This window comes from Streptomyces atriruber (genome assembly GCF_001418325.1).
Classification (GTDB): domain Bacteria; phylum Actinomycetota; class Actinomycetes; order Streptomycetales; family Streptomycetaceae; genus Streptomyces; species Streptomyces atriruber.
Map to the genome: position 1 here is coordinate 1 of NZ_LIPN01000015.1, position 23,308 is coordinate 23,308.

Sequence of the window (23,308 nt, forward strand, 5' to 3'; positions counted from 1 at the left end):
CTGGAGGCGGCCGCGGCCGCCGAGGAAGAGGGCAAGTCCCTGGAGGTCGTCGACCTGCGCTCGATGTCGCCGGTCGACTTCGACTCCGTGCAGACGTCCGTCGAGAAGACGCGGCGGCTCGTCGTCGTCCATGAGGCCCCGGTCTTCCTGGGCACGGGCGCGGAGATCGCGGCGCGCATCACCGAGCGGTGCTTCTACCACCTGGAGGCGCCCGTGCTGCGGGTCGGCGGCTATCACGCGCCGTACCCGCCGGCGCGCCTGGAGGAGGAGTACCTGCCGGGCCTCGACCGGGTGCTCGACGCCGTCGACCGCTCGCTGGCGTACTGAGGGAGAGGGTCGTGACGACGATGACAGACACTGCTCTTGCCGAGTTCAAGATGCCCGACGTGGGCGAGGGGCTCACCGAGGCGGAGATCCTCAAGTGGTACGTACAGCCCGGTGACACGGTCACCGACGGCCAGGTCGTGTGCGAGGTCGAGACGGCCAAGGCGGCCGTCGAGCTGCCCATTCCGTTCAACGGCGTCGTGCGTGAGCTCCGGTTCCCGGAGGGCACCACGGTCGACGTCGGCCAGGTGATCATCGCCGTGGACGTGTCGGGCGGCGCGAGCGCGGGTGCCCCGGCCCCCACGCCGGAGGCGGCGCCCGAGCCGGTCGCGGTGCCGGAACCGGCGACGGCTCCCGAGGCCGCGGCAGAGGCCGAGCCCGCCGCCCCGGAGGGCCGCAAGCCCGTCCTCGTGGGGTACGGCGTCGCCGAGTCCTCCACCAAGCGCCGGGCCAGGAAGGCCCCGCCGACGGAGGCGCCCGCCGCGGAGCCGGTGGCCCAGCAGGCGCCGGTGGCCCCGCAGAGCCAGTCCCTGAACGGGCACAACGGCGCCCGGCCGCTCGCCAAGCCGCCGGTCCGCAAGCTCGCCAAGGACCTCGGCGTGGACCTCGCGACGGTCACGCCGTCCGGTCCCGACGGGATCATCACCCGCGAGGACGTGCACGCGGCGGCGGCTCCGGCCCCGGCCGCCGCACCGGTCCCGCAGGCGACCCGGGCGCCCGACCCGGCGGCGCCCGCGGTCACGCCGGGCACCGTGAGCACGGACGCCCGCGAGACCCGCATCCCGGTCAAGGGCGTCCGCAAGGCCACCGCGCAGGCGATGGTCGGCTCGGCGTTCACGGCGCCGCACGTCACGGAGTTCGTGACGATCGACGTGACGCGGACGATGAAGCTGGTCGAGGAGCTCAAGCAGGACAAGGCCTTCGACGGGCTGCGGGTCAATCCGCTGCTGCTCATCTCCAAGGCCCTGCTCGTGGCGATCAAGCGGAACCCGGACGTCAACGCCGCCTGGGACGACGCGAACCAGGAGATCGTCCAGAAGCACTACGTGAACCTGGGCATCGCCGCGGCCACCCCGCGCGGTCTCATCGTGCCGAACATCAAGGACGCGCACGCCAAGACCCTGCCCGAACTGGCCGAGTCGCTCGGCGAGTTGGTGTCCACGGCCCGTGCGGGCAAGACCTCGCCCGGCGCCATGCAGGGCGGCACGGTCACGATCACGAACGTCGGTGTCTTCGGCGTCGACACGGGCACGCCGATCCTGAACCCCGGCGAGTCCGCGATCCTCGCGGTCGGCGCGATCAAGCTCCAGCCGTGGGTCCACAAGGGCAAGGTCAAGCCCCGCCAGGTGACGACGCTGGCGCTGTCCTTCGACCACCGCCTGGTGGACGGGGAGCTGGGCTCGAAGGTGCTCGCCGATGTGGCGGCCGTCCTGGAGCAGCCGAAGCGGCTCATGACCTGGGCGTGAGCAGGTGACGGAGAAGGGCCCCGCCGCGACGACGCGGCGGGGCCCTTCTCCGTACCGACCGTGTCGTTACGCCACCTTGAAGCCGTAGTCCATGAGCTTCTTCGCGTCCGCGGTGCGGTTGTTCAGCGAGGAAGAGGTCAGGACCGTGCCGATGACCGTCTTGCCGTTGCGGGTCGCCGCGAAGACGAGGCAGTACTTGGCCTCGGGGCCGGAGCCCGTCTTCACGCCGATGGCGCCGCGGTAGGAGCCGAGGAGCGTGTTCGTGTTCGTCCACGACATGTTGCGGTAGCCACCGGACTTCGTGGTGACCTTCTGCTTCGTCGACTTGGTCTTCACGACCGTGCGGAACGTGGAGTACTTCATCGCGTTGCTGGCGAGCTTCGTCAGGTCGCGGGGCGTCGAGTAGTTCGCGCCGTGCCCGATGCCGTCGAACGAGTCGAAGTGCGTGTTCCGCATGCCGAGGGTCTTGGCGGTCGAGTTCATCTGGCCGATGAAGTTCTTCACGCGCTTGGCGCGGGTCGAGCCCTTGCCGAACTTGTCCGCGAGCGCGTACGCCGCGTCGCAGCCGGACGGCAGCATCAGGCCGTACAGGAGCTGGCGGACGGTGACCTTGTCGCCGACGATCAGGCGGGCCGAGGAGGCGTAGTTGTTGCGGACGATGTAGTCGCTGTATGCCTTGTCGACCTTGACCTTGGAATTCAGGTTGAGGTTCCGCTGGCCGAGGACCACGCGCGCCGTCATGATCTTCGTCGTCGAGCCGGTGGAACGCCGGGTGTCGGCGGACTTGGTGAAGAGGCTCTTCCCCGTCGCGTTGTTCATCACATAGCCGCCCTTGGCGACGATGGACGGCTTCGGCGGTGCGGCCGCGTGGGCCGGGGTGGTGAGGGCGCCGCCGGCGAGCATCGCGCTCGCGGTGACGAGGACGGCCGATGCGCGTCGTACGCCCTTGATGCCGGTATTCAAGTCAAATGCTCCAAATGCCCCTGGGCTGCGGCTGCATGAGGGTGCCGCTCACTCAGTAGACGAACGAGAGGGGCGGATGGATGCGCAGTGATGTCGGGTAATTGGGGAATCTCCATCCATCGCGCGGCACCGGGTGCCCGCCATGTGGACAGTGACACCTCTGTATACCTGTTGTATCTATGCTGTGCGCATGCCAGCCTCCGCTCTCGCCGCCGCCAAGCGGCCCCCCGCCGCCGAACGCGTCTACGCGCACGTCAAGCAAGCCGTCCTGGAACGCCGTTACGAGGGCGGCACGCTCCTCACCGAGGGCGAGCTCGCGGAGGCCGTGGGGGTGTCCCGCACCCCGGTGCGCGAGGCGCTGCTGAAGCTCGAAGTGGAGGGCCTGCTGCGGCTCTACCCGAAGAAGGGCGCGCTCGTGCTGCCCGTCTCCGCCCAGGAGATCGCGGACGTCGTCGAGACGCGGCTGCTCGTCGAGACGCACTCGGTGCGCAAGGCGGTCCCCGCCCCCGCGGGGCTGATCGGCCGCCTGGCGGAGCTCCTGGACCGGCAGCGCGCGCAGGCCGCCGCCGGGGACCTCGCGGAGGCCGCGGTCACCGACCGCTGCTTCCACGCGGAGATCGTGCGCAGCGGCGGCAACGAGATCCTCTCCCGCCTCTACGACCAGCTGCGCGACCGGCAGCTGCGGATGGGCGTCGCCGTGATGCACTCCCACCCCGACCGGATCGCGAAGACCCTCGCCGAGCACGAGGAGATCCTCGACGCGCTGCGCCGCGGCGACGCCGACGCGGCGGTCGCCGTGGTCACCCGGCACGTCGGCTGGTTCCAGAACCTGGCGCGGGGCGAGGTCCGATGAGCTCCGCAGCCGCACCCGTCTCGCTGCCCGGTGATCCCCCCGGCGGCAAGAAGGCGGTCCTCGTCTGGTCGATCGGCGTCGCCGTCTACTTCGTCGCCGTCATCTTCCGGACGTCCCTCGGCGTCGCGGGGCTCGATGCCGCGGACCGGTTCCACGTCAACGCGTCGGCGCTGTCGACCTTCTCCATACTCCAGCTGCTCGTCTACGCGGGCATGCAGATACCCGTCGGCCTGATGGTCGACCGGCTCGGCACCAAGAAGGTGCTGACCATCGGAGTGGTCCTCTTCACGATCGGGCAGCTCGGCTTCGCCTTCTCGCCCTCGTACGGAATGGCGCTCGTCTCCCGCGCCCTGCTCGGCTGCGGCGACGCGCTGACCTTCATCAGCGTCCTGCGGCTGGGCACCCGCTGGTTCCCGGCCCGGCGCGGCCCGATGGTGGCCCAGCTCGCGGGCCTCGTCGGCATGGCGGGCAACCTCGTCTCGACGCTCGTCCTGGCCCGGCTGCTGCACTCCGTCGGCTGGACCGCCGCCTTCGCGGGCAGCGCGCTGTGCGGTGTCGTCGTCCTCGTCCTGATGACCCTGTTCCTGAAGGACCACCCCGAGGGGCACGAGCCGGAGCCGGTGCGGCACAGCGGAGCGGCCTTCGTGCGCAAGCAGATCGCGCTGTCCTGGCGGGAGCCGGGCACCCGGCTCGGTCTGTGGGTGCACTTCACGACGCAGTTCCCCGCGATGGTCTTCCTGCTGCTGTGGGGCCTGCCGTTCCTCGTCGAGGCGCAGGGCCTGTCCCGGGCGGCCGCCGGTGAACTGCTCACGCTCGTCGTGCTGTCCAACATGGTGATCGGTCTCGTCTACGGCCAGATCGTGGCCCGGCACCACGCCGCCCGCCTCCCGCTGGCGCTCGGCACCATCGGGACGACGGCGGCGGCCTGGGCGGCCACGCTCGCCTATCCCGGGGACCACGCGCCGATGTGGCTGCTGATCGTCCTGTGCTCGGTCCTCGGTGCCTGCGGACCCGCCTCCATGATCGGCTTCGACTTCGCGCGGCCCGCCAACCCGCCGGAGCGGCAGGGCACGGCCTCGGGCATCACCAACATGGGCGGCTTCATCGCCTCCATGACGACGCTGCTCGCGATCGGTGTGCTGCTCGACGCGACCGGCGACAACTACCGGATCGCCTTCTCCGCCGTCTTCGTCCTGGAGGCCCTCGGGCTCGTCCAGATCCTGCGGCTGGGGTCACGTGCGGTGCGAAGGGAGCGGGAGCAGCTCGTCGCCAGCCGCGTCGAGGCCGTGCACGTCCCTGCCTGAAGCGGGCGCGCCCTCGTCCGTCACGCCCTTGTCCGTCGGCAGGGTCAGGGCGTCACCGCGAAGTCCCGCAGGATCGCGTCCGCCAGTTCGTGGTCGCCCTCGACCTTGACGCGGTCCGCGACGGATGCGTACGTCACGCGGCCGCAGGCGAGCCTGAAATACGTCTCCCAGTCGAGGCCGAGGGTGGCGAGCGGACCCAGCGAGGGCGCGTTGTCGACGGTGCCCTTGCCGTCGGCGTCGATGCGGACCGTGCGCAGGAACTCGACGGGACCGCTCACGTCGAAGACCACCGCCGAGTTCGCGGGGGCGCCCGCCTTCTCGCCGACGACCTTCGGGAGGCCCTGGAGGAGCAGGTCCCGGGTGACGAACGCCCCGGGGGAGTCGAGGTTGCCGGGCTTGCGCAGGGTCGTGCGGAGGTCCTGCTCGTGCACCCACACGTCGAAGGCCCGCAGCCGCATGGCCAGTTCGAGGGTCTGCTCGGAGCCGAGGGGGCCGCGGATCTTGGTGGCGGGCTCCCGCGACTCGTTCCGCAGCTGCCGGGAGCGGCGGATGATCGTGTACTCCAGCTCGGAGGTCATCTCCGGCGCGGTGTGGTGGCGCCGCACGTCGACCTGCATCTCCATGTACCGCTGGCCCTCGGTCTGTACGTGGTAGAGGTCGCGGGGCAGGGTGTGGATCGGGCGGGGGTCGCCCAGCATCTCGCAGTCCAGGCCTATGACATGGGAGACGATGTCGCGCACCGACCAGCCGGGGCAGGGGGTGGCCCAGTTCCACTCCCCCTCGGCGAGCGGCGACACCAGCTCGGATATCGCTTCGACGGAGTGCGTCCAGGCATCGGCGTAGGTTTGCAGGCTGGGATGGAGACTCACGGGACCCCTTGCGGTTGTGCGCGGGCGGTGGGTGTCTGAGACGTTAAGTTACGCTGCCCGCAGGCACCCCGGCAGTGCTTTCGTGTGACGATCGTAGGCCCGTGTTGACGGCTCGAATGCCAGGACGGTGGTAGTGTGCGCGCCTCCCTCATCCAGATCGCCGTAGACGAGGACGAACCGGTCAATTCCCGTAGGCCGCGGGTTGCTTCACTTGTACGTGAAGTGAGCGCGCGGGAGGGATCGGATCTGGTCGTTCTCCCCGAACTGTGGACGACGGGCGCCTTCGCGTACGAGTCCTTCGCGGCCGAGGCGGAGCCCCTGGAGGGCCCGACGTACGAGGCCATGTCGAAGGCCGCGAGCGAGGCGGGCGTCTGGCTGCACGCGGGCTCGATCCCCGAGCGGGACCCCGAGGGCCCGCTCTACAACACCTCGCTCGTCTTCTCCCCGGCCGGTGAGCTCGCCGCCGCCTACCGGAAGATCCACCGCTTCGGCTTCGACAAGGGCGAGGCCGTCATGATGGCGGCGGGCTCCGAGCTGGCGACCGTGCGCACGCCGGACGCCACGCTCGGCCTCGCGACCTGCTACGACCTGCGCTTCCCCGAGCTCTTCCGGGGGCTGGTCGACGCGGGCGCCGAGATGTTCGTGGTGCCCGCGGGGTGGCCCGCGCGGCGCCGGGAGCACTGGCTGCTGTTCGCGCGGGCGCGGGCGGTCGAGGACCAGGTGTACGTCCTGGCGTGCGGCACGGGTGGGGCGCACGCGGGGGTTCCGCAGGCCGGGCACAGTGTCGTCGTCGATCCGTGGGGCGAGGTGCTCGCGGAGGCGGGCGACGGTGAGGAGGTCCTCACCGTCGACCTCGACCCCGCGAAGGTCGCTGCCACTCGGGAGCAGTTTCCGGCGCTGAAGGATCGGCTTCTCGGGCAGGCGCCGCCCCTGCGGGGGGCTCGGGGCGCCTAGCGGGGATTTCCCCTGCCGGGATCGCGGCCGCGGGTTCGTCGTGGCTGGTCGCGCGGTTCCCCGCGCGCCTGAAGCGTGGCTCCGCCGCGCCCCGTCCCGTCAGTCGTCGTCCCCCCGCTCCTTCTCCGCCAGGCGGATCACGCAGACCGCGACGGCCAGGAGGAGCGCGGGGTCGGCGTCCTCGCGCGTGATCTGCAGGCCGTACGTCTCGCGCACGTGGAACCAGCGGCGCGAGATGTCGGCGAGCAGCTCGCCGTCGTACTCGATGGCGAACTCGCGGTCGAGGATCTTGCCGCTGACGTCCAGCTCGGTGCCGTCGACCAGCTCGACGCGGTAGTGGTTGCGCAGCAGCGACAGGCGCTTGCGCTTGACCCGCGCGAGCGGCTCGCCCTCCCGCTCGATGACCATCGTGTCGCGCAGGGCGAGCATCTTGGCGTGGATGTCGATGAGGACCCTGCCCTGCATGTCCTTCAGCTCGAAGGTGTCGCGCAGGCGCATGGCCTTGCCGTCGACGAGGAAGACCTTGCGGCCCTGGTCGTCCTCGATCCAGTAGTCGTCACCGATGCCGAGCATGCGGTCGCGTACGAGAAGTCTCATGGCGCATGACTACCCCGAAGCGCCGCACTTCGGACACCGTCAGTAGCCGCGGGGCTGCTGATCCGGCTCGACGACCGTGGTCTGCGCGACCGGCGGGACCGTCCGCCGGCGGCGGGCGATGCTGGTGAAGACGGCGACCCCGATGAGGCCCACGGCCATCATGATGACTCCGGCGACGGTGACGTTGAGCCCGTCCATCTCCCAGTCGGTCGCGAACGTGAGGATGGCACCCACGGCGATCAGAAGTATGCATCCGCCGAGGCCCATATGGACCGCCTCCCTGCTGTTAGTGGCTACGAGGTCACCGGGTACCCGGGTCCCTCGCGACCACACAGACATTCGGGGGCGGTCCCTCCGCTCAGCCCTCCAGGAACGCCACCAGCGCGTTGGCCAGCATGTGCGGGTCGTCGGCGCCGCACAGCTCGCGCACGCTGTGCATGGACAGGATCGCGACGCCGATGTCGACGGTCTTGATGCCGTGCCGGGCCGCGGTGATGGGGCCGATCGTCGTGCCGCACGGCATCGCGTTGTTGGAGACGAACGACTGGAAGGGGACGCCCGCCTTCTCGCACGCGGCGGCGAACACCGCGCGGCCCGAACCGTCGGTGGCGTAACGATTGTTCACGTTCACCTTGAGGATGGGCCCGCCGTTGGCGCGCGGGTGGTGCGTCGGGTCGTGCCGCTCCGCGTAGTTGGGGTGCACGGCGTGACCGGTGTCGGAGGAGAGGCAGACGGTCCCGGCGAACGCCCGCGCCTTGTCCTCGTACGACCCTCCGCGCGCGAACACGGACCGTTCGAGCACGCTGCCGAGGAGCGGGCCGTCGGCGCCGGTGTCGGACTGCGAGCCGTTCTCCTCGTGGTCGAAGGCGGCGAGCACGGGGATGTACGGGAGGTCCTCCTGGGCGGAGACGGCCGCGAGGGCCGCCGTCGCGGAGTGCACGGACAGGAGGTTGTCCATGCGAGGCCCCGCGACGAGCTCGCGGTCGCGGCCGAGGAAGGCCGGTGCCTCGATGGCGTACGTCATGAGGTCCCAGCCGGTGACGTCGCCCTCGCCGAGACCGGTCTCGTCCTCCAGGAAGCCGATCAGGTCGCCCTCGTGGACGTCGCTGCCGAGGCCCCAGATGGGCTGCATGTGCTTCTGCTTGTCGAGCTTGAGCCCGTCGGTGTGCACGGACCGGTCCATGTGGATGGCCAGTTGGGGCACGCGCAGCAGCGGCCGGTCGATGTTCACGAGCCGCGTGGTGCCGTCGCGCAGCGTGAGGCGTCCGGCGAGGCCGAGGTCGCGGTCGAGCCAGGAGTTGAGCAGCGGGCCGCCGTAGATCTCGACGGCGACCTGGCGCCAGCCGTGCGAGCCCGCGTCGGGCTGCGGCTTCACGCGCAGGTTGGGGGAGTCGGTGTGGGCGCCGACGATACGGAAGGGGGTGTGCGCGGACGCGCCCTCCGGGACGTACCAGGCGATGATGGCGCCGCCGCGCAGCACGTACTTGCCGCCGGTCGTACCGTCCCAGGCGTCGGTCTCCTCGACCTGCCGGAACCCGGCCTTCTCCAGACGCTCGGCGGCGCTCGCCACGGCGTGGTACGGCGTGGGGCTCGCCGCGAGGAAGGTCATCAGGTCTTCGGTGTGGCCGCGGTCGAAGGGGCCGGAGGGTGTGCGCATGCCAGCCAGCCTAATGGGGCCGTGGGCCCGGTGGCGGGGCGATCAGAGGCGGTCGATCTCGGTGAGGTCGATGTCGATCGTGAACGGCACGGCGAGCTTGAGCCGGTCGTGGTGGATGCCGGTGGGCGCGTACGTGCCGGTGTGCGGGTCGAGCTCGTAGGTGTGGACGGCGGGCCGGTTGTTCTCGTCCATGGTGACCAGCCAGTAGTGCCGGATTCCGGCTGCGGCGTACTTGCGGGGCTTGGTGTCCTGGTCGCGCTCTTCGGAGTCGGGGGAGACGACCTCGACGGCGAGCAGGACGTCATCGGCCTGGTAGCGAGTCTGGGTCTGGTCGGAGTCGGCCTCCGCAGCCACCACCACCAGGTCCGGCTCCGGTGCCTGCTTGTGACCGAGGACGACGGCCATCTCACGGCGTACGCGCAGGTGCTCGGGGACGGTGGCGCGCAGCCCTTGCTCCAAGAGGTACATGGCCAGTGTGTGGAACTTGCGCTGCGGACTCACGAAGACCAGGCTCCCGTCGATCAATTCGGTGTGCGGCGGGAGGTCGAGGCTGAAGAAGTCGTCCGTGGTGTAGCCGTCCTGCGGCGGCATCGGCCATGCCGAGCCGTCGGACTGGAGCGCGTGGAGCGCGTCGGTGCGGGGCTCAGCGGTCATGGTTCCTCCCATGGACGGGATTCTCGGCCGTTCCGTCAGCGTACCCAGCGCATACGACGATGCCGCCACCCGAAAGGATCGGGTGGCGGCATCGCGCTGACGTGCGAAAGAAGCCCGTACGGGTCCGCGGACTAGAACGCCGCCTCGTCCAGCTCCATCAGGTCCAGGTCGACCGCCTCGGCGAGCTTGCGCTCACCGGCGACGTTCGGGAGGACGTTCGTGGCGAAGAACTTGGCCGCGGCGATCTTGCCCTCGTAGAAGGCCTTGTCCTTGGCGGAGGCGGTCTCCAGCTTCTCGGCGGCGACCGCGGCACCGCGCAGGAGGAGGTAGCCGACGACCACGTCGCCCGACGCCATCAGGAGGCGGGTGGTGTTGAGGCCCACCTTGTAGATGGACTTGACGTCCTGCTCCGTGGCCGCGAGGTCGGTCAGCATGACGCCGACGATGGCCTCCAGCTCGACCGCGGCCTTGGCCAGCTCCTCGCGGGCGCCGGCCAGCTGCTCGCCGCCCGTGCCGACCGCGAGGAACTTCTTGATCTCCTCGGCGAGGCCGTTCAGGGCGGCGCCCTGGTTGCGGACGATCTTCCGGAAGAAGTAGTCCTGGCCCTGGATCGCGGTGGTGCCCTCGTAGAGGGTGTCGATCTTGGCGTCCCGGATGTACTGCTCGATCGGGTACTCCTGGAGGTACCCCGAGCCGCCGAACGTCTGGAGCGACTGCGCCAGCTGCTCGTACGACTTCTCCGAGCCGTAGCCCTTCACGATGGGCAGGAGCAGGTCGTTGAGGGCGTGCAGCTGCGACGCGTCCTCGCCCGCCGCCTCCTTGACCTGGATGTCGTCCTGGACGGCCGCGGTGTGCAGCACCAGGGCGCGCATGCCCTCCGCGTACGCCTTCTGCGTCATCAGGGAGCGGCGCACGTCCGGGTGATGGGTGATCGTCACCTTCGGCGCGGCCTTGTCCATGAACTGGGCCAGGTCGGGGCCCTGGACGCGCTCCTTGGCGTACTCCAGCGCGTTCAGGTAGCCCGTCGAGAGCGTCGCGATGGCCTTCGTGCCGACCATCATGCGGGCGAACTCGATGATGCGGAACATCTGGCGGATGCCGTCGTGCTTGTCGCCGATCAGCCAGCCCTTGGCGGGGTGCTGGTCGCCGAACGTCATCTCGCAGGTGTTGGAGGCCTTGAGGCCCATCTTGTGCTCGACGTTCGTGGCGTACACGCCGTTGCGCTCGCCCAGCTCGCCGGTCTCCCAGTCGAACTCGTACTTCGGTACGAGGAAGAGGGAGAGGCCCTTGGTGCCGGGGCCGTGGCCCTCGGGGCGGGCGAGGACGTAGTGGAGGATGTTCTCCGACATGTCGTGCTCGCCGGACGTGATGAAGCGCTTCACGCCCTCGATGTGCCAGGAGCCGTCCTCCTGCTGCACGGCCTTGGTGCGGCCCGCGCCCACGTCCGAACCGGCGTCCGGCTCGGTCAGGACCATCGTCGAGCCCCACTGCTTCTCGACGGCGATCGAGGCGACCTTCTTCTGCGCCTCGTTGCCCTCCTCGAAGAGGATGCCCGCGAAGGCGGGACCGGAGGAGTACATCCAGACCGCCGGGTTCGCACCGAGCAGCAGCTCCGCGTAGCCCCAGATCAGGGAGCGCGGGGAGGTCGTGCCGCCGATCTCCTCGGGCAGGCCGAGGCGCCAGTACTCGGAGTCCATGAAGGCCTGGTAGCTCTTCTTGAACGTCGCGGGCACCGGGGCGGTGTTGGTGGCGGGGTCGAAGACCGGCGGGTTGCGGTCCGCGTCCTCGAAGGACTCGGCCAGCTCGTTCTCCGCGAGGCGGCGCAGTTCGTCGAGGATGCTCTTGGCGGTGTCGACGTCCATCTCCGCGAACGGGCCGGTGCCGTACAGCTTGTCGCGGCCGAGCACCTCGAAGAGGTTGAACTCGATGTCGCGGAGATTCGACTTGTAGTGGCCCATGGCGAAGGCTCCGTAAGCAGGAAAGGGATGAATACCAGCAAGTAGCTACGATGATGCTACCCGCCGGTAATAAGACGCAACCCCTAAGCGCCCATGTGTGACTCAGTACGCTTACGCGCATGTACGGCTACGACCAGAATCCCGGCGCCCAGCAGCAGTACGCTCCGCCGGGCGCGCAGCCGCCGCCGCAGCAGATGCAGGGCATGCCCGGCGGTGGCTACGGCCAGCAGCCTCCGCTCTATCCCGAGCCCTCGCCGCCGTCCCTCGCGGACGCGGTGCGCGCCTTCACGACGGGGTCGATGTCCGCCGAGGACTTCCAGCAGGCCTTCGCCACGTCGAAGGTCTACTGCCCGCGCGGCGACAACCCCGGCTTCCTCGCGCTGCACAACACCCAGCAGCCCGTGATTCCGATGTTCACCTCCCTCAAGGAGCTGCGCCGGTACGCGGGCAAGGACTCCAAGTACTTCGTGATCACCGGCGCGGAGGTCATCGACCTGCTCCCGACGGGGTACGGCTTCGTCCTGGACATGGAGGGCGAGCACCGCATGGTCTTCGACGCGAAGGCCGTGGAGCAGATGGTCGACTTCGCGATGCGGCGCATGTACGGCTGATCTTTTCTGGCCCCTGGGCCCTGGGCCCTGGGCGGTGCCCTGGTGCTCGGCCTTCGGCCTTCGGCCTTGCGGGGGCGGTGGGCGGGTTTCGGCTGCGGGTTCGTTGTGGCTGGTCGCGCAGTTCCCCGCGCCCCTGGGGGGTGGCCCCCCGTAGTCCGTCGTGTAGTTCGTGGATCGTTTCTGGCCGCTCATGGAGCCCGGAGGGAATTCCCTCCGGGCTCCACTCGTTCCAGGTGGCAGAAAGTTCTACGTTCAACTAAAGTGAGTGCACAGGAGGTACCGACCATGCCTGCAGTGACTGTCGAGAACCCGCTGACCCTGCCCCGAGTGGTGGCGCAGGCCGATGCGACGCCGCGCCCCGTGCTCGCCGTGACCACGGCGCCGAGCGGATTCGAGGGCGAGGGATTCCCGGTGCGCCGGGCCTTCGCGGGAATCAACTACAAGTACCTCGACCCGTTCATCATGATGGACCAGATGGGTGAGGTGGAGTACGAGGCGGGCGAGCCGAAGGGCACCCCCTGGCACCCCCACCGGGGCTTCGAGACGGTCACGTACCTGATCGACGGCACGTTCGTCCACCAGGACTCCAACGGTGGCGGCGGCACCATCCAGAACGGCGACACCCAGTGGATGACGGCGGGCAGCGGCCTGCTGCACATCGAGGCGCCGCCGGAGTCCCTCGTCCAGTCCGGCGGGCTCTTCCACGGCCTCCAGCTGTGGGTGAACCTGCCCGCCAAGGACAAGATGATGGACCCCCGCTACCAGGACATCCGCGGCGGCCAGGTCCAGCTGCTCTCCACGCCCGACGGCGGCGCGCTGCTCCGCGTCATCGCGGGCGAGCTCGACGGGCACGAGGGCCCCGGCATCACGCACACGCCGATCACGATGATCCACGCGACCGTGCGGCCCGGTGCCGAGGTGACGCTGCCCTGGCGCGAGGACTTCAACGGACTCGCGTACGTCCTCGCCGGACGCGGCAGCGTGGGCACCGAGCGGCGCCCCGTGCACATGGGGCAGACCGCGGTCTTCGGCGCCGGGTCCTCGCTGACCGTCCGCGCCGACGAGCGGCAGGACGCGCACGCCCCCGACCTGGAGGTCGTGCTGCTCGGCGGGCAGCCGATCCGGGAGCCGATGGCGCACTACGGCCCGTTCGTGATGAACAGTCAGGCCGAGCTCCAGCAGGCCTTCGAGGATTTCCAGAAGGGCCTGCTCGGCACGGTCCCCGCCGTGCACGGCATGTAGCCGTACATAACGTGCGGGGCGCGTGACCCCGTGTTCGGGTAGGAGGGGTGAGCACCCTCCTGCCCGAGCCCGTGCGCCGCACCGCCGCCTGGTGCGTCGTCGCCCTCCTCGTCACCGGCGTGGCCGCCGTGGGGGTCTGGCTCTGTGTCACCTTCAAGACCGCGGTGACCCCCGTCCTCCTCGCGCTCCTCGGCACCGCGCTCCTCGGACCGCTGTACCGGCGCCTGCTCAGGATGAAGGTCCAGCGCTCCCTCGCGGCCGGTCTCACCTGCGCGGCCGTCGTCGCCGTCGTCGGCGGGGCCACGTACATCGTGGTGAAGGCGCTGATCGACAGCGGGGACCAGATCGTCGCCTCGCTCAAGCAGGCCGCGACGGACCTCTCGAAGTACTTCGGCGCGGCCGGGACCTCCCTCGACGACATGGCGTCCAACGCCAAGGAGCTCTTCGGCAAGTTCGGCGGCACCGCCGCTTCCGGAGTGATCAGCGGCCTCAGCACGGTCGGCGAGATGATGGCGATGGCCGTCCTCGCGCTGCTGCTCGTCTTCTTCTTCCTGCGCGACTCGGAGCGCGCGATGGGCACCCTGCGCCAGCTCGCCCCCGGCGACAGCGCCGACTCCATCGAGGCCATGGCCCGCCGCGCCTTCGAGGCCATCGAGGGCTTCATGCGCGGGACCACGATCATCGCGTTCATCGACGCCCTGTGCATCACCGTCGGCCTGCTGATCCTCGGCGTCCCCGGCGCCTGGGGCCTGGGCGCCCTGGTCTTCGTCGGCGCCTACATCCCCTACCTGGGCGCGTTCCTGTCCGGCGCCGTCGCCATCCTGGTCGCCCTCGCCGACCGGGGCTTCGCCATCGCGCTGTGGGCGCTCGGCGTGGTCCTCGCCGTGCAGGTCCTCGAAGGCCACATCCTCCAGCCGATGATCCAGAGCCGGACCGTGCAGATGCATCCGGCGGTGGTGATGCTGGCGATCACCGCCGGGGCCTCGGTGGCGGGAATCCTCGGGATGCTGCTCGCGGTGCCGCTGACGGCGGCCGCGTTCGGCATCGTCTCGGAGTTGCGGTCGCGCTACGCGGGCACGTCGGGTACGTCGGGCAGATCCGGCAGGTCGTCCACGTCCACCTCCACGACCGCGTCCCCACCGGCCCCGGGCGACCCCGCGTCCTCGTAGAGCTCGAACCAGATGCTCTTGCCGTCGCCGCGCGGATCCACGCCCCACGCCCCGGCGAGCAGCTCCATCAGGACCAGGCCGCGCCCCGACGAGGCCAGCTCGCCCGGGTGCCGCTTGTGCGGCAGGTCGTCGCTGCCGTCCGCGACCTCGGCCCGCAGCCGCCGCGCCCCGGGCTCGCCGGTCACCTCGGCGACCATCAGGGCGTCGCCGTCCGTGTGCACGAGGACGTTCGTGAGCATCTCGGAGACCATCAGGACCGCCGAGTCGACCTGGTCGTCGTCCGCCCAGTCGTGCAGCAGGTCCCGCAGATGGCTGCGGGCCCCCGCGATGCGCTCCGGCTCGGCCTGGGCGATGGTCAGGACCGTGCGGCGGGCGTCCGCGCGCTGCTCGGAGCGGCCCGTCCTGCTCAGCAGCAGCACGGCTATGTCGTCCTCGCGGCGGTCCGCCAGCGGGCCCGTGGTGTGGTGCGAGGAGGGCCCGTGCACGGCCTGCACGAGCGCGTCGGCGAGCTGCTCCAGGCCGTCGGACTCGCCCTCGCCCGCGTACTCCTCCAGGGTCGTCCTGATCCGCGACCAGCCGCTGTCTAGGTCGTGGCCGCCGGTCTCGATGAGGCCGTCGGTGCAGATCAGCATGGTCTCGCCGGCCTCTAGGACGAGCCGGGTCGTGGGGTAGTCGGCGTCCGGGTCGATGCCGAGCGGCAGGCCGCCCGCGGTGGGCCGCAGGAGAACCGTTCCGTCGGCCATGCGTATCGCGGGTTCGGGGTGGCCCGCGCGGGCCATCTCCAGGACGCCGGTCGCCGGGTCGGCCTCCACGTACAGGCAGGTCGCGAAGCGCGGGTCGTACTCGGTGGCCTCGCCCGCGCCCGTGCCGCTCGATCCGTAGGTGATGGACTCCGTGATCCCGGAGAGGAAGCGGGTGGCGCGGGACAGGACCGCGTCGGGGCGGTGCCCCTCGGAGGCGTACGCGCGCAGGGCGATCCGCAGCTGGCCCATCAGGCCCGCCGCCCGCACGTCGTGGCCCTGCACGTCGCCGATGACGAAGGCGATGCGGCCGCTGGGCAGCGGAATCATGTCGTACCAGTCGCCGCCGACCTGCAGCCCGCCGCCGGTCGGCACATAGCGGGCGGCCACGCTCATGCCGGGGATCTGCGGCCCGAGCATCGGCAGCATCGAGCGCTGCAGGCCCTCCGTCAGCTCCCGCTCGGACTCCGCGACCCCGGCCCGCGAGAGGGCCTGCGCCAGCATCCGCGCCACCGTCGTCAGGACGGAGCGCTCGTCGGGCGTGAACGAGACGGGATACGTGAACGCGGCCATCCACGTGCCCATCGTGCGCCCCGCGACCGTCAGCGGCAGGAACGCCCACGACTGCCGCTCGAAGCGGCTGGCCAGCGGCCAGGAGGCCGGATAGCGCCTGCGGTAGTCCTCCGGCGTGGACAGATAGACGGCCCGGCCGGTGCGCACCACCTCCGCGGCCGGATAGTCGGTGTCCATGGGCATCGCGGAGAAGGGCCCGTCGTCACCGGGCTGGTGGCCGTGGTGCCCGATGATCGTCAGCCGCTCGCCCTCCACCCCGAAGACCGCGAGGCCGTCCGGCGAGAACCCCGGCATGGAGAGCCCCGCGGCGACCCTGAGGACCTCCTCCGTGGACCGCGCCTCGGCGAGCGCCCGCCCCGCGTCCAGCAGGAACGCCTCGCGGGAGCGGCGCCAGTCGCCCGTGACCGGGGTGCGGGCCGCGGACCCGGGCGCGGGGTCGGTCACCTCCTGCAGGGTGCCGATCAGCTCGTACGCCTCGCCCGTCCCGTGCTGCACGGGCTTGGAGCGGCTGCGCACGATCCGCAGGACCCGCCGCCCCGTCTCGTCCATGATCCGCAGCCGGGCCTCGGCGAGGGTGCCCTCGGCGACGGCGAGCTGGACGGTTCCGTATATCTCGTTCCAGTCGACCGGGTGAAAACGGGAGCGCACGCCGGCCTCGGTCAGGGTCTGGGCGCGGGCGGGCAGACCGAGGAGCCGGGCCGCCTCGGCGTCGAGCGTGACGGTCCCGGACGTGTTGTCCCAGCGCCACAGTCCGGTCGCGATGGCGGCCAGGACGTCCCGTACGGGAGGCAGGGAGTCGTCCCCCACCTGTAGCCGGGGATCGTCGGTGCGCATTGACCCACTTTAGGAAGATGTACACGCGAGCCGCCACCGAGCCCCGTCGTACCGGGCCCTCCGGCGGGCGGCTCCCACGGATATCCGGAAACCGATCTTCGACCGGACGGTAGCCTTGTGGGGGTCTGCTCTCTCCCCTATTCGCGAAGACTGGATGAACGACGATGCATCGGTACAGGTCCCACACCTGCGGCGAGCTCCGCGCCTCTGACGTCGGCACCGACGTCCGGCTGAGCGGCTGGCTGCACAATCGCCGAGACCTGGGCGGCATTCTCTTCATCGATCTCCGCGATCACTACGGCATCACGCAGCTGGTGGCCCGCCCGGGCACCAAGGCCGCCGAGGTCCTGGACAAGCTCTCCAAGGAGACGGTCGTCCGCGTCGACGGCAAGGTCGTCTCGCGCGGCACGGACAACGTCAACCCGGAGCTGCCCACCGGCGAGGTCGAGATCGAGGCCTCCGAGGTCGAGGTGCTCGGCGCGGCGGGCCCGCTGCCCTTCACGATCAACGCCGAGGACGGCGTGAACGAGGAGCGCCGCCTGGAGTACCGCTTCCTGGACCTGCGCCGCGAGCGCATGCACCGCAACATCATGCTGCGCAGCGCGGTGATCGCCTCGATCCGTTCGAAGATGGTGGCCCTCGGCTTCAACGAGATGGCGACGCCGATCCTCACCGCGACCTCCCCCGAGGGCGCGCGTGACTTCGTGGTCCCGTCCCGCCTGAACCCCGGCAAGTTCTACGCGCTCCCGCAGGCCCCGCAGCAGTTCAAGCAGCTGCTGATGATCTCGGGCTTCGACCGGTACTTCCAGATCGCGCCGTGCTTCCGCGACGAGGACGCCCGCGCGGACCGCTCGCCCGGCGAGTTCTACCAGCTCGACGTCGAGATGAGCTTCGTGGAGCAGGAGGACGTCTTCCGCCCCATCGAGAAGCTGATGACGGAGCTCTTCACGGAGTTCGGCGGCGGCCGCGAGGTCACCTCGCCGTTCCCGCGCATCCCGTTCCGCGAGTCGATGCTGAAGTACGGAAACGACAAGCCGGACCTGCGCGCCAAGCTCGAACTGGTCGACATCACCGACATCTTCGAGGGCTCGGAGTTCAAGGCCTTCGCGGGCAAGCACGTGCGCGCCCTGCCGGTGCCGGACACGGCGTCGCAGTCCCGCAAGTTCTTCGACGGCCTCGGTGACTACGCGGTCGAGCAGGGCGCGAAGGGCCTGGCCTGGGTGCGCGTCGCCGAGGACGGTTCGCTGACGGGCCCGATCGCCAAGTTCCTGACCGAGGCGAACGTCGAGGAGCTCACCAAGCGCCTCGGCCTGGAGGCCGGTCACGCCGTCTTCTTCGGCGCGGGCGAGTTCGACGAGGTCTCGAAGATCATGGGCGCGGTCCGCGTCGAGGCCGCCAAGCGCGCCGGTCACTTCGAGGAGGGCGTCTTCCGCTTCTGCTGGATCGTCGACTTCCCGATGTACGAGAAGGACGAGGACACCGGCAAGATCGACTTCTCCCACAACCCCTTCTCGATGCCGCAGGGCGGCATGAAGGACCTGGAGGAGAAGGACCCGCTGGACATCCTCGCCTGGCAGTACGACATCGTCTGCAACGGCATCGAGCTCTCCTCCGGCGCCATCCGTAACCACGAGCCCGACGTCATGCTGAAGGCCTTCGAGATCGCGGGTTACGACGCGGAGACCGTCGAGCACGAGTTCAAGGGCATGCTGAAGGCCTTCCGCCTCGGCGCCCCCCCGCACGGCGGCATCGCCCCGGGCGTCGACCGCATCGTGATGCTCCTCGCCGACGAGCCGAACATCCGCGAGACGATCTCCTTCCCGCTCAACGGCAACGCGCAGGACCTGATGATGGGCGCGCCGACCGAGCTGGACGAGTCGCGTCTGCGGGAGCTGAACATCTCGCTGCGGAAGCCTGCGGCGCAGTAGCGGATTTCCCCCCGGCGACGGGGGGACGTCGCGTTTAAGGCCCCCGGAACCTTGGTTCCGGGGGCCTTTTGGTGGTTGCTTCGGCTGCGGGTGCGTGGGGGCTGGTCGCGCCACGCGGCGGAGCCGCCCATGTCACGGCCCCGCGCCCCTGACAGCGGGCCTGGACCGCGGCCCCTGGCGGGGCGCTGTCTGCGGAAGGGGCGTCAGGTCAAGCTGCTGGGCTCGCGGAGGAGTTGGCTTCTGCCTCGGCCCACTCCGTCACGAGCCGTTCGTACACGAGGCGTTCGTCCGGGCGGAGGCGGCCGCCGGCACGCAGCCACAGCGCACGGATTTCCTCGTTGACCTCGTCGGCGGTGCGTCGCCGATCGGAAGAGGGAGTCGTGGCCATGTCGTGAAGCTTACGTACGCAGGTGTGAAGGCGCCGTCAATTTAGGCCGCCCTTGCGCATGACTTAGCTCACCGTGATGCGTATCTCCCGTTTCAGTGGGCAGCCTGACCGAGCGGAATTCAAGGGGCCGTCGAGTCCAGCCGCGTCCGCAGGCCGTCGAGCACGCGCTGGAGTCCGTAGTCGAAGGTCTCCTCGCGCACCTTCTCCGGATCCTCGGCGCGGGCGTCCCCCGCGCCGCCGTCCCCTTCTGACGCCGCCCCGCCCCTCCGCAAGGTCTCCGCGAACTCCCGCTCTGTCCTGCCGCTTCGGGCGATCAGGGAGAGGTACGCGGCCTCGCTCGTCGCCATTCCGATCACATAGGAGATGACGGTGCTGAGGGCCAGTTCGGTTTCGGCTTCGCGGAATCCCGCCGTCCGGTACACCGCGGCCATCCGCTCCGACATCTTCGTCACGTTCGGGCCGAGGTGGACGAGGCCGACCTGGCCGAGCACGGAGGCGACCCAAGGGTGGCGCAGAATCATCGCCCGCAGGCTGTACGCGCTGCGGGCCGCGGCGTCCCGCCACTCCTCGGGACCGGCCGCGGTGGGCACCGTCAGCTCTCCATAGACCTCGTCGACGACGAGCTCGATCAGCTCGTCCTTGTTGGCGACGTGCCGGTAGAGCGAGGTGGCGCCCGCGTCGAGCCGGGTGCCGAGCTTGCGCATGCTGAGCGCCTCGATCCCGTCCGCGTCCAGCAGCCGCACGGCCTCGGCCACGATCTGCTCCCGGCTCAGCTGCTCGCGCTGGCGGCGCGGACGGGTCCAGACCGAGGCGATCTCGGGCTTCTGCTCGGCGGGCATGGGGGCCTCCTGGTGGGATGCGGGCGGTCGTCACCACCGTAGCGCACGCCGTACGCATCTTGCGCACGGTGATCCTCATGCGTACGGTGTTCGCAAGGCGAGCACGACGTACGCACCGATGATCGTGGAGGACACCATGCCGGAGACCAGGTTCGAACTCGCCCGCTGGCAGGCCCGGTTCGACGAGCTGCGCGCCGCCCACCACGTGCCGGGCGCCACGCTCGCGGTCCTCGTCGACGGGGAGCTCCACGAGCTGGCGAGCGGCGTGCTGCACCGCGGCACCGGGGCGGCGGTGACCACGGACTCGGTGTTCCAGTCCGGCTCGATCGCCAAGGTCTGCACGGCGACGCTGATCATGCGCTTGGCCGACGCGGGCGAACTGGACCTGGACGCCCCGGTGAAGGGGATGCTCCCGGAGTTCGAGGCCGCCGACCCCGAGGCGACCCGCTCCATCACCACGCGCCAGCTCCTCTCCCACACGAGCGGGCTGACGTGCGACTTCACCTACGACGCGGGGCGCGGCGACGACTGCCTGGCCCGGTACGTCGAGGCGGCCAGGGGCGTGGCCATGGACTGCCGCCCCGGCACCGCCGTCTCCTACAGCAGCCTCGGCTACAACGTCCTCGGCCGGATCATCGAGGTGCTCACGGGACAGACCTGGGACCAGGCCCTCAAGGACCGCCTCTTCACCCCCCTCGGCCTGGAGCGCTCCATGACGCTGCCCGAGGAGGCCCTCTCGTATCGCGTCGCGATGAGCCACCTCGGGGAGCCCGGTCAGGACCCGGACCCGGCCCCCGCCTGGGACCTGATGCCGCGCTCGGCGGGCCCCTACGGCAGGGTCCTGGTCTCCGCCGGTGACGTGGCCCGGCTGGCCCGCCTGCACCTCGACGGCGGCACGGCCCCCGACGGGACGCGGCTGCTGGCCGCGGAGACCGTCGAGGAGATGCGGCGCCGCGTGGTCGACGTGCCCGACAAGTGGACGGTCGGCGCGGACGGCTGGGGCCTCGGCTGGACCCTCTACGACTGGGACGGAGTCGCGGGCTACGGCCACGACGGAGCGGCGATCGGCCAGTACGGCTATCTGCGCGTGGTCCCCGGGGCGGGCGTGGCGGTGGTGCTCCTCACCAATGGCGGCGGCGCCCGCGAGCTCTACGGCGCCCTCTTCCGCGAACTGCTCGGCGAGCTGGCGGGCGTGCGGATGCCGGACCCGTTCGAACCGCCCGCGCAGGCACCGGAGGTGGACTTCTCGCGGTACGTCGGCACGTACGAGCGCGCGGGCGTCGTCATCACCGTCTCCGAGCGCGACGGCGCACCCCACCTGGTCTACGAGTTCGTGGACGGGATGAAGGACTTCTCGCCGCCGCTGGACGTGGACCTGTACGCCGTGACGGAGACGGCCTTCGCGGGCACGGGCGCGGGGCCGTCCTTCAGCGAGGGGTACATGCCGGTGGTGTTCTCGACGCTGAGCGACGGCACGGAGTGCTGCTACATCGGGATGCGGGTGGCCCCCAAGGTGTCGTGACCGCGCATCAGCTCGACCGCCCGCGAGAAGCTGTCCGCCCCGTGCCCCGCCGCCACGACGCGGCGGAAGATGTCGTGCACCGCCTCCGGGAACGCCGTGTCGACGCCCGCGTCGGAGGCGGTGTGGACGACGTGCTCCATGCTGGCCAGGCCCATGGCGGTGCGGTCCACGTCACCGGTGTGGTTGCCCGCGTCGATGCGGGACGCGTAGAAGTCGACGAAGTGGCCCATGCCCGCGAAGTTCTCCGTGACGTACGGCGCGATCTCCCGGGCCGAGAGGCCGTGCGCGCCGGCCACGGCCGCGGCCTGCCAGAAGGCGATCATCGCGGGCCAGAAGACCGCCATGTTCAGCTGGTACATCAGCGCGGCGAGGCCCTGGTCCTCGCCGCGGTGGTCGGACTTGCCGGTGATGACTTCGAGGGCGGCGCGGTGCCGGTCGTAGGCCTCGCGGGGGCCGCTGTAGAAGGTCGAGGTGTCCGGGGTGCCGATCAGGGGCGGCGGGCAGAGGACACCGCCGGTCAGATGCGTCCCGCCGAGCCCGGTCACCCAACGGGCTCCCGCCCGCGCCTTCTCCGGGGTGTCCGAGCTGAGGTTCACGAGGGTGCGGCCCGCGACGGCTCCTTCGGCGGCCCCCAGGATCGCGTACATCGCGTCGAAGTCGGTGAGGCTGAGGATCACCAACTCGTTGGCGAGCAGGGCGCTCTCGACGCTCTCGGCGAGTATCGCCCCGCGCTCGACCAGGGCGTCGGCGCGGGACGGGGTGCGGTTCCAGAGGGTGACGCGGTAGCCGCGGTCGAGATAGGCGGCGGCCATGGCCTGGCCCATGGGGCCGAGACCGATCACGGTGACGGATCCGGCCGGTGTGACGGCGGCGGAGGACGTGACGGACTGCGATGCGGAAGGCATGCGTGACTCCAGACGGTTACTAGAACGATCGCTCTATCCAGTGCGTGGAAGGAACGTAGCACGTCTCTAGAACGAACGCTCTACTTAATAGTGGGTAGAGTGGCGGCATGGCCCAGAAGAGTTCAGCCCTCGGTACCCGCGACCGGATCGTCGTCGTCGCCGCACGCCTCATCCAGCGGCAGGGGTACGTGGGTACGGGCATCAAGCAGATCGCCAAGGAGGCGGAGGCCACGCTGGGCTCCGTCTACCACTTCTTCCCCGGCGGGAAGGAGGCCGTCGCGGTCGCCGCGATCGCCTACAGCGCGGAGGAGTTCGCCGAGGTCCTGCGGGACGGCCTGGCGGGCGAGGGCGCCCCGGGTCTTGCCGTCGAACGCTGCGCGGGCGAACTGGCCACCGGTCTGCGGGAGTCGGGCTGGATCGACGGCTGTCCGGTCACCGCGGCCGCCCTGGAGACCCTCGGTACCGACTCGGAGATCCAGCGGGTGTGCGCGCAGGCGCTGCGCGGCTGGGAGCGGATCGTCGAGGAACGGCTGCTCGGCGCGGGCTTCTCGGCGCAGGACGCGCGGGAGGTGGCGACCACAGTGATCAGCGCGTTGGAGGGCGCCGAGGTGACGGCGCAGGTCGCCCGCAGCGAGGAGCCCTTGCGGGCGGCGGGGCGGCAGTTGGCGCGGCTGGTGGGGTCGTACGGGGGCTGAGTTCGGCGGAGACGCGCGGTGACCGGTTCACGCGATGTGCATTGGTATGTACCAATGACATAGGGTCCTCGGCGCCATGCGGTGCATAGCCACCGCATGGCGCTTTTTTGTGAACCAATGCACCAAAGCGAAAGAACCACGTGAATCAACGTATACGTGCCGCCGTGCGCACCGCGGCGCTCGGTGTCGCGGCAACTGCCGTACTGCTCAGCACTTCTGGTCCTGCGGCAGCGGCGCCGGTGACCCCGGCCGCCCCCGCCCCC

General features: G+C 70.4%; 22 protein-coding genes. 11 read left to right on the plus strand and 11 right to left on the minus strand.

The features are described 5' to 3' along the window. Together AOK03_RS01220 and AOK03_RS01225 are read left to right on the plus strand one after the other, a co-directional pair. Positions 1-327, plus strand: a 327-nt coding sequence (locus tag AOK03_RS01220; protein ID WP_279616298.1) for a transketolase C-terminal domain-containing protein, incomplete at its 5' end; no start/stop codon positions are given. Positions 328-338: 11 nt separating this feature from the next. After that, positions 339-1,790 (plus strand): dihydrolipoamide acetyltransferase family protein, encoded by a 1,452-nt coding sequence (locus AOK03_RS01225; RefSeq protein WP_055563217.1) that lies wholly within the window; start codon positions 339-341, stop codon positions 1,788-1,790. A 66-nt stretch (positions 1,791-1,856) separates the two neighbouring features. Here AOK03_RS01225 and AOK03_RS01230 read toward each other — a convergent pair whose 3' ends face one another. Continuing rightward, positions 1,857-2,753 carry a D-alanyl-D-alanine carboxypeptidase family protein gene (locus tag AOK03_RS01230; RefSeq protein ID WP_244177443.1) on the minus strand — a complete coding sequence of 299 codons (897 nt, stop codon included), beginning with the start codon at positions 2,751-2,753 and terminating at the stop codon, positions 1,857-1,859. A 190-nt stretch (positions 2,754-2,943) separates the two neighbouring features. Here AOK03_RS01230 and AOK03_RS01235 point away from each other — a divergent pair, with 190 nt between their 5' ends. Together AOK03_RS01235 and AOK03_RS01240 are read left to right on the plus strand one after the other, a co-directional pair. Further along, positions 2,944-3,606, plus strand: a complete 663-nt coding sequence (locus AOK03_RS01235) for a GntR family transcriptional regulator (RefSeq protein ID WP_055563218.1) — start codon at positions 2,944-2,946, stop codon at positions 3,604-3,606. Next, complete coding sequence (locus AOK03_RS01240) at positions 3,603-4,910, plus strand: MFS transporter (RefSeq protein ID WP_055563219.1); 1,308 nt, start codon at positions 3,603-3,605, stop codon at positions 4,908-4,910. The genes AOK03_RS01235 and AOK03_RS01240 overlap by 4 nt, the downstream gene beginning before the upstream one ends. A 44-nt stretch (positions 4,911-4,954) precedes the next feature. Here the strand turns inward: AOK03_RS01240 and AOK03_RS01245 are convergent, their stop codons facing one another. After that, a complete protein-coding gene (locus AOK03_RS01245; RefSeq protein WP_055563220.1) occupies positions 4,955-5,779 on the minus strand; it encodes a maleylpyruvate isomerase family mycothiol-dependent enzyme in 825 nt (274 codons plus the stop codon). A 135-nt stretch (positions 5,780-5,914) separates the two neighbouring features. Between AOK03_RS01245 and AOK03_RS01250 the strand changes: the two genes are divergently transcribed. After that, on the plus strand, positions 5,915-6,733 hold the full coding sequence (locus AOK03_RS01250) for a carbon-nitrogen family hydrolase (protein WP_055563221.1): 819 nt from the start codon (positions 5,915-5,917) through the stop codon (positions 6,731-6,733). Positions 6,734-6,832: 99 nt separating this feature from the next. Here the strand turns inward: AOK03_RS01250 and AOK03_RS01255 are convergent, their stop codons facing one another. The 5 genes from AOK03_RS01255 to AOK03_RS01275 all read right to left on the minus strand — a co-directional run bounded on the left by AOK03_RS01255 (position 6,833) and on the right by AOK03_RS01275 (position 11,599). Next, a complete protein-coding gene (locus AOK03_RS01255; protein WP_055563222.1) occupies positions 6,833-7,330 on the minus strand; it encodes an LURP-one-related/scramblase family protein in 498 nt (165 codons plus the stop codon). A gap of 39 nt (positions 7,331-7,369) precedes the next feature. Beyond that, positions 7,370-7,597, minus strand: coding sequence for a DUF6458 family protein (locus AOK03_RS01260; RefSeq protein ID WP_055563223.1), 228 nt, complete (start codon positions 7,595-7,597; stop codon positions 7,370-7,372). Positions 7,598-7,688: 91 nt separating this feature from the next. Beyond that, the gene (locus tag AOK03_RS01265; protein WP_055563224.1) at positions 7,689-8,987 is read right to left on the minus strand and encodes a M18 family aminopeptidase; all 1,299 of its coding nucleotides are present in this window, start codon (positions 8,985-8,987) and stop codon (positions 7,689-7,691) included. A 42-nt stretch (positions 8,988-9,029) separates the two neighbouring features. Beyond that, positions 9,030-9,641, minus strand: coding sequence for a Uma2 family endonuclease (locus AOK03_RS01270; protein ID WP_055563225.1), 612 nt, complete (start codon positions 9,639-9,641; stop codon positions 9,030-9,032). A 131-nt stretch (positions 9,642-9,772) separates the two neighbouring features. Then, positions 9,773-11,599 carry an acyl-CoA dehydrogenase gene (locus AOK03_RS01275; protein ID WP_055563226.1) on the minus strand — a complete coding sequence of 609 codons (1,827 nt, stop codon included), beginning with the start codon at positions 11,597-11,599 and terminating at the stop codon, positions 9,773-9,775. Between the two features lie 119 nt (positions 11,600-11,718). Here AOK03_RS01275 and AOK03_RS01280 point away from each other — a divergent pair, with 119 nt between their 5' ends. From AOK03_RS01280 to AOK03_RS01290, 3 genes are all read left to right on the plus strand, one after another. Continuing rightward, on the plus strand, positions 11,719-12,210 hold the full coding sequence (locus AOK03_RS01280; RefSeq protein WP_055563227.1) for an SseB family protein: 492 nt from the start codon (positions 11,719-11,721) through the stop codon (positions 12,208-12,210). 285 nt (positions 12,211-12,495) lie between these two features. After that, entirely contained in the window at positions 12,496-13,452 is a 957-nt protein-coding gene (locus AOK03_RS01285) for a pirin family protein (protein ID WP_055563228.1), read from the plus strand. A 47-nt stretch (positions 13,453-13,499) separates the two neighbouring features. Further along, positions 13,500-14,621, plus strand: a complete 1,122-nt coding sequence (locus AOK03_RS01290) for an AI-2E family transporter (RefSeq protein ID WP_055563229.1) — start codon at positions 13,500-13,502, stop codon at positions 14,619-14,621. Here the strand turns inward: AOK03_RS01290 and AOK03_RS01295 are convergent. Next, the gene (locus AOK03_RS01295) at positions 14,519-16,768 is read right to left on the minus strand and encodes a SpoIIE family protein phosphatase (protein WP_055563230.1); all 2,250 of its coding nucleotides are present in this window, start codon (positions 16,766-16,768) and stop codon (positions 14,519-14,521) included. The two genes, AOK03_RS01290 and AOK03_RS01295, sit on opposite strands and share 103 nt — an antisense overlap. A gap of 164 nt (positions 16,769-16,932) precedes the next feature. Between AOK03_RS01295 and aspS the strand changes: the two genes are divergently transcribed. Next, complete coding sequence (gene aspS, locus AOK03_RS01300) at positions 16,933-18,696, plus strand: aspartate--tRNA ligase (protein WP_055563231.1); 1,764 nt, start codon at positions 16,933-16,935, stop codon at positions 18,694-18,696. A gap of 208 nt (positions 18,697-18,904) precedes the next feature. Here aspS and AOK03_RS40425 read toward each other — a convergent pair whose 3' ends face one another. Both AOK03_RS40425 and AOK03_RS01305 read right to left on the minus strand, forming a co-directional pair. Continuing rightward, positions 18,905-19,084, minus strand: a complete 180-nt coding sequence (locus AOK03_RS40425; protein ID WP_079074389.1) for a hypothetical protein — start codon at positions 19,082-19,084, stop codon at positions 18,905-18,907. 119 nt (positions 19,085-19,203) lie between these two features. After that, the gene (locus AOK03_RS01305) at positions 19,204-19,923 is read right to left on the minus strand and encodes a TetR/AcrR family transcriptional regulator C-terminal domain-containing protein (protein WP_055563232.1); all 720 of its coding nucleotides are present in this window, start codon (positions 19,921-19,923) and stop codon (positions 19,204-19,206) included. Positions 19,924-20,059: 136 nt separating this feature from the next. Between AOK03_RS01305 and AOK03_RS01310 the strand changes: the two genes are divergently transcribed. Then, entirely contained in the window at positions 20,060-21,445 is a 1,386-nt protein-coding gene (locus tag AOK03_RS01310) for a serine hydrolase domain-containing protein (RefSeq protein WP_079074390.1), read from the plus strand. Here AOK03_RS01310 and AOK03_RS01315 read toward each other — a convergent pair. Then, complete coding sequence (locus AOK03_RS01315) at positions 21,409-22,350, minus strand: NAD(P)-dependent oxidoreductase (protein WP_055563234.1); 942 nt, start codon at positions 22,348-22,350, stop codon at positions 21,409-21,411. The genes AOK03_RS01310 and AOK03_RS01315 overlap by 37 nt on opposite strands. Before the next feature lie 107 nt (positions 22,351-22,457). Here AOK03_RS01315 and AOK03_RS01320 point away from each other — a divergent pair, with 107 nt between their 5' ends. Further along, positions 22,458-23,045 (plus strand): TetR/AcrR family transcriptional regulator, encoded by a 588-nt coding sequence (locus AOK03_RS01320; RefSeq protein WP_055563235.1) that lies wholly within the window; start codon positions 22,458-22,460, stop codon positions 23,043-23,045. Positions 23,046-23,308: the final 263 nt, after the last annotated feature.

Bases quoted from the DNA above. Each gene is read 5' to 3' on its own strand.
- AOK03_RS01260 (WP_055563223.1), bottom strand. From the start codon at position 7,597: ATGGGCCTCGGCGGATGCATACTTCTGATCGCCGTGGGTGCCATCCTC.
- AOK03_RS01285 (WP_055563228.1), top strand. From the start codon at position 12,496: ATGCCTGCAGTGACTGTCGAGAACCCGCTGACCCTGCCCCGAGTGGTG.
- AOK03_RS01320 (WP_055563235.1), top strand. From the start codon at position 22,458: ATGGCCCAGAAGAGTTCAGCCCTCGGTACCCGCGACCGGATCGTCGTC.
- AOK03_RS01295 (WP_055563230.1), bottom strand. From the start codon at position 16,768: ATGCGCACCGACGATCCCCGGCTACAGGTGGGGGACGACTCCCTGCCT.
- AOK03_RS01305 (WP_055563232.1), bottom strand. From the start codon at position 19,923: ATGCCCGCCGAGCAGAAGCCCGAGATCGCCTCGGTCTGGACCCGTCCG.
- AOK03_RS01315 (WP_055563234.1), bottom strand. From the start codon at position 22,350: ATGCCTTCCGCATCGCAGTCCGTCACGTCCTCCGCCGCCGTCACACCG.
- AOK03_RS01265 (WP_055563224.1), bottom strand. From the start codon at position 8,987: ATGCGCACACCCTCCGGCCCCTTCGACCGCGGCCACACCGAAGACCTG.
- AOK03_RS01240 (WP_055563219.1), top strand. From the start codon at position 3,603: ATGAGCTCCGCAGCCGCACCCGTCTCGCTGCCCGGTGATCCCCCCGGC.
- AOK03_RS01255 (WP_055563222.1), bottom strand. From the start codon at position 7,330: ATGAGACTTCTCGTACGCGACCGCATGCTCGGCATCGGTGACGACTAC.
- AOK03_RS01275 (WP_055563226.1), bottom strand. From the start codon at position 11,599: ATGGGCCACTACAAGTCGAATCTCCGCGACATCGAGTTCAACCTCTTC.
- AOK03_RS01270 (WP_055563225.1), bottom strand. From the start codon at position 9,641: ATGACCGCTGAGCCCCGCACCGACGCGCTCCACGCGCTCCAGTCCGAC.
- aspS (WP_055563231.1), top strand. From the start codon at position 16,933: ATGCATCGGTACAGGTCCCACACCTGCGGCGAGCTCCGCGCCTCTGAC.
- AOK03_RS40425 (WP_079074389.1), bottom strand. From the start codon at position 19,084: ATGGCCACGACTCCCTCTTCCGATCGGCGACGCACCGCCGACGAGGTC.
- AOK03_RS01280 (WP_055563227.1), top strand. From the start codon at position 11,719: ATGTACGGCTACGACCAGAATCCCGGCGCCCAGCAGCAGTACGCTCCG.
- AOK03_RS01235 (WP_055563218.1), top strand. From the start codon at position 2,944: ATGCCAGCCTCCGCTCTCGCCGCCGCCAAGCGGCCCCCCGCCGCCGAA.
- AOK03_RS01310 (WP_079074390.1), top strand. From the start codon at position 20,060: ATGCCGGAGACCAGGTTCGAACTCGCCCGCTGGCAGGCCCGGTTCGAC.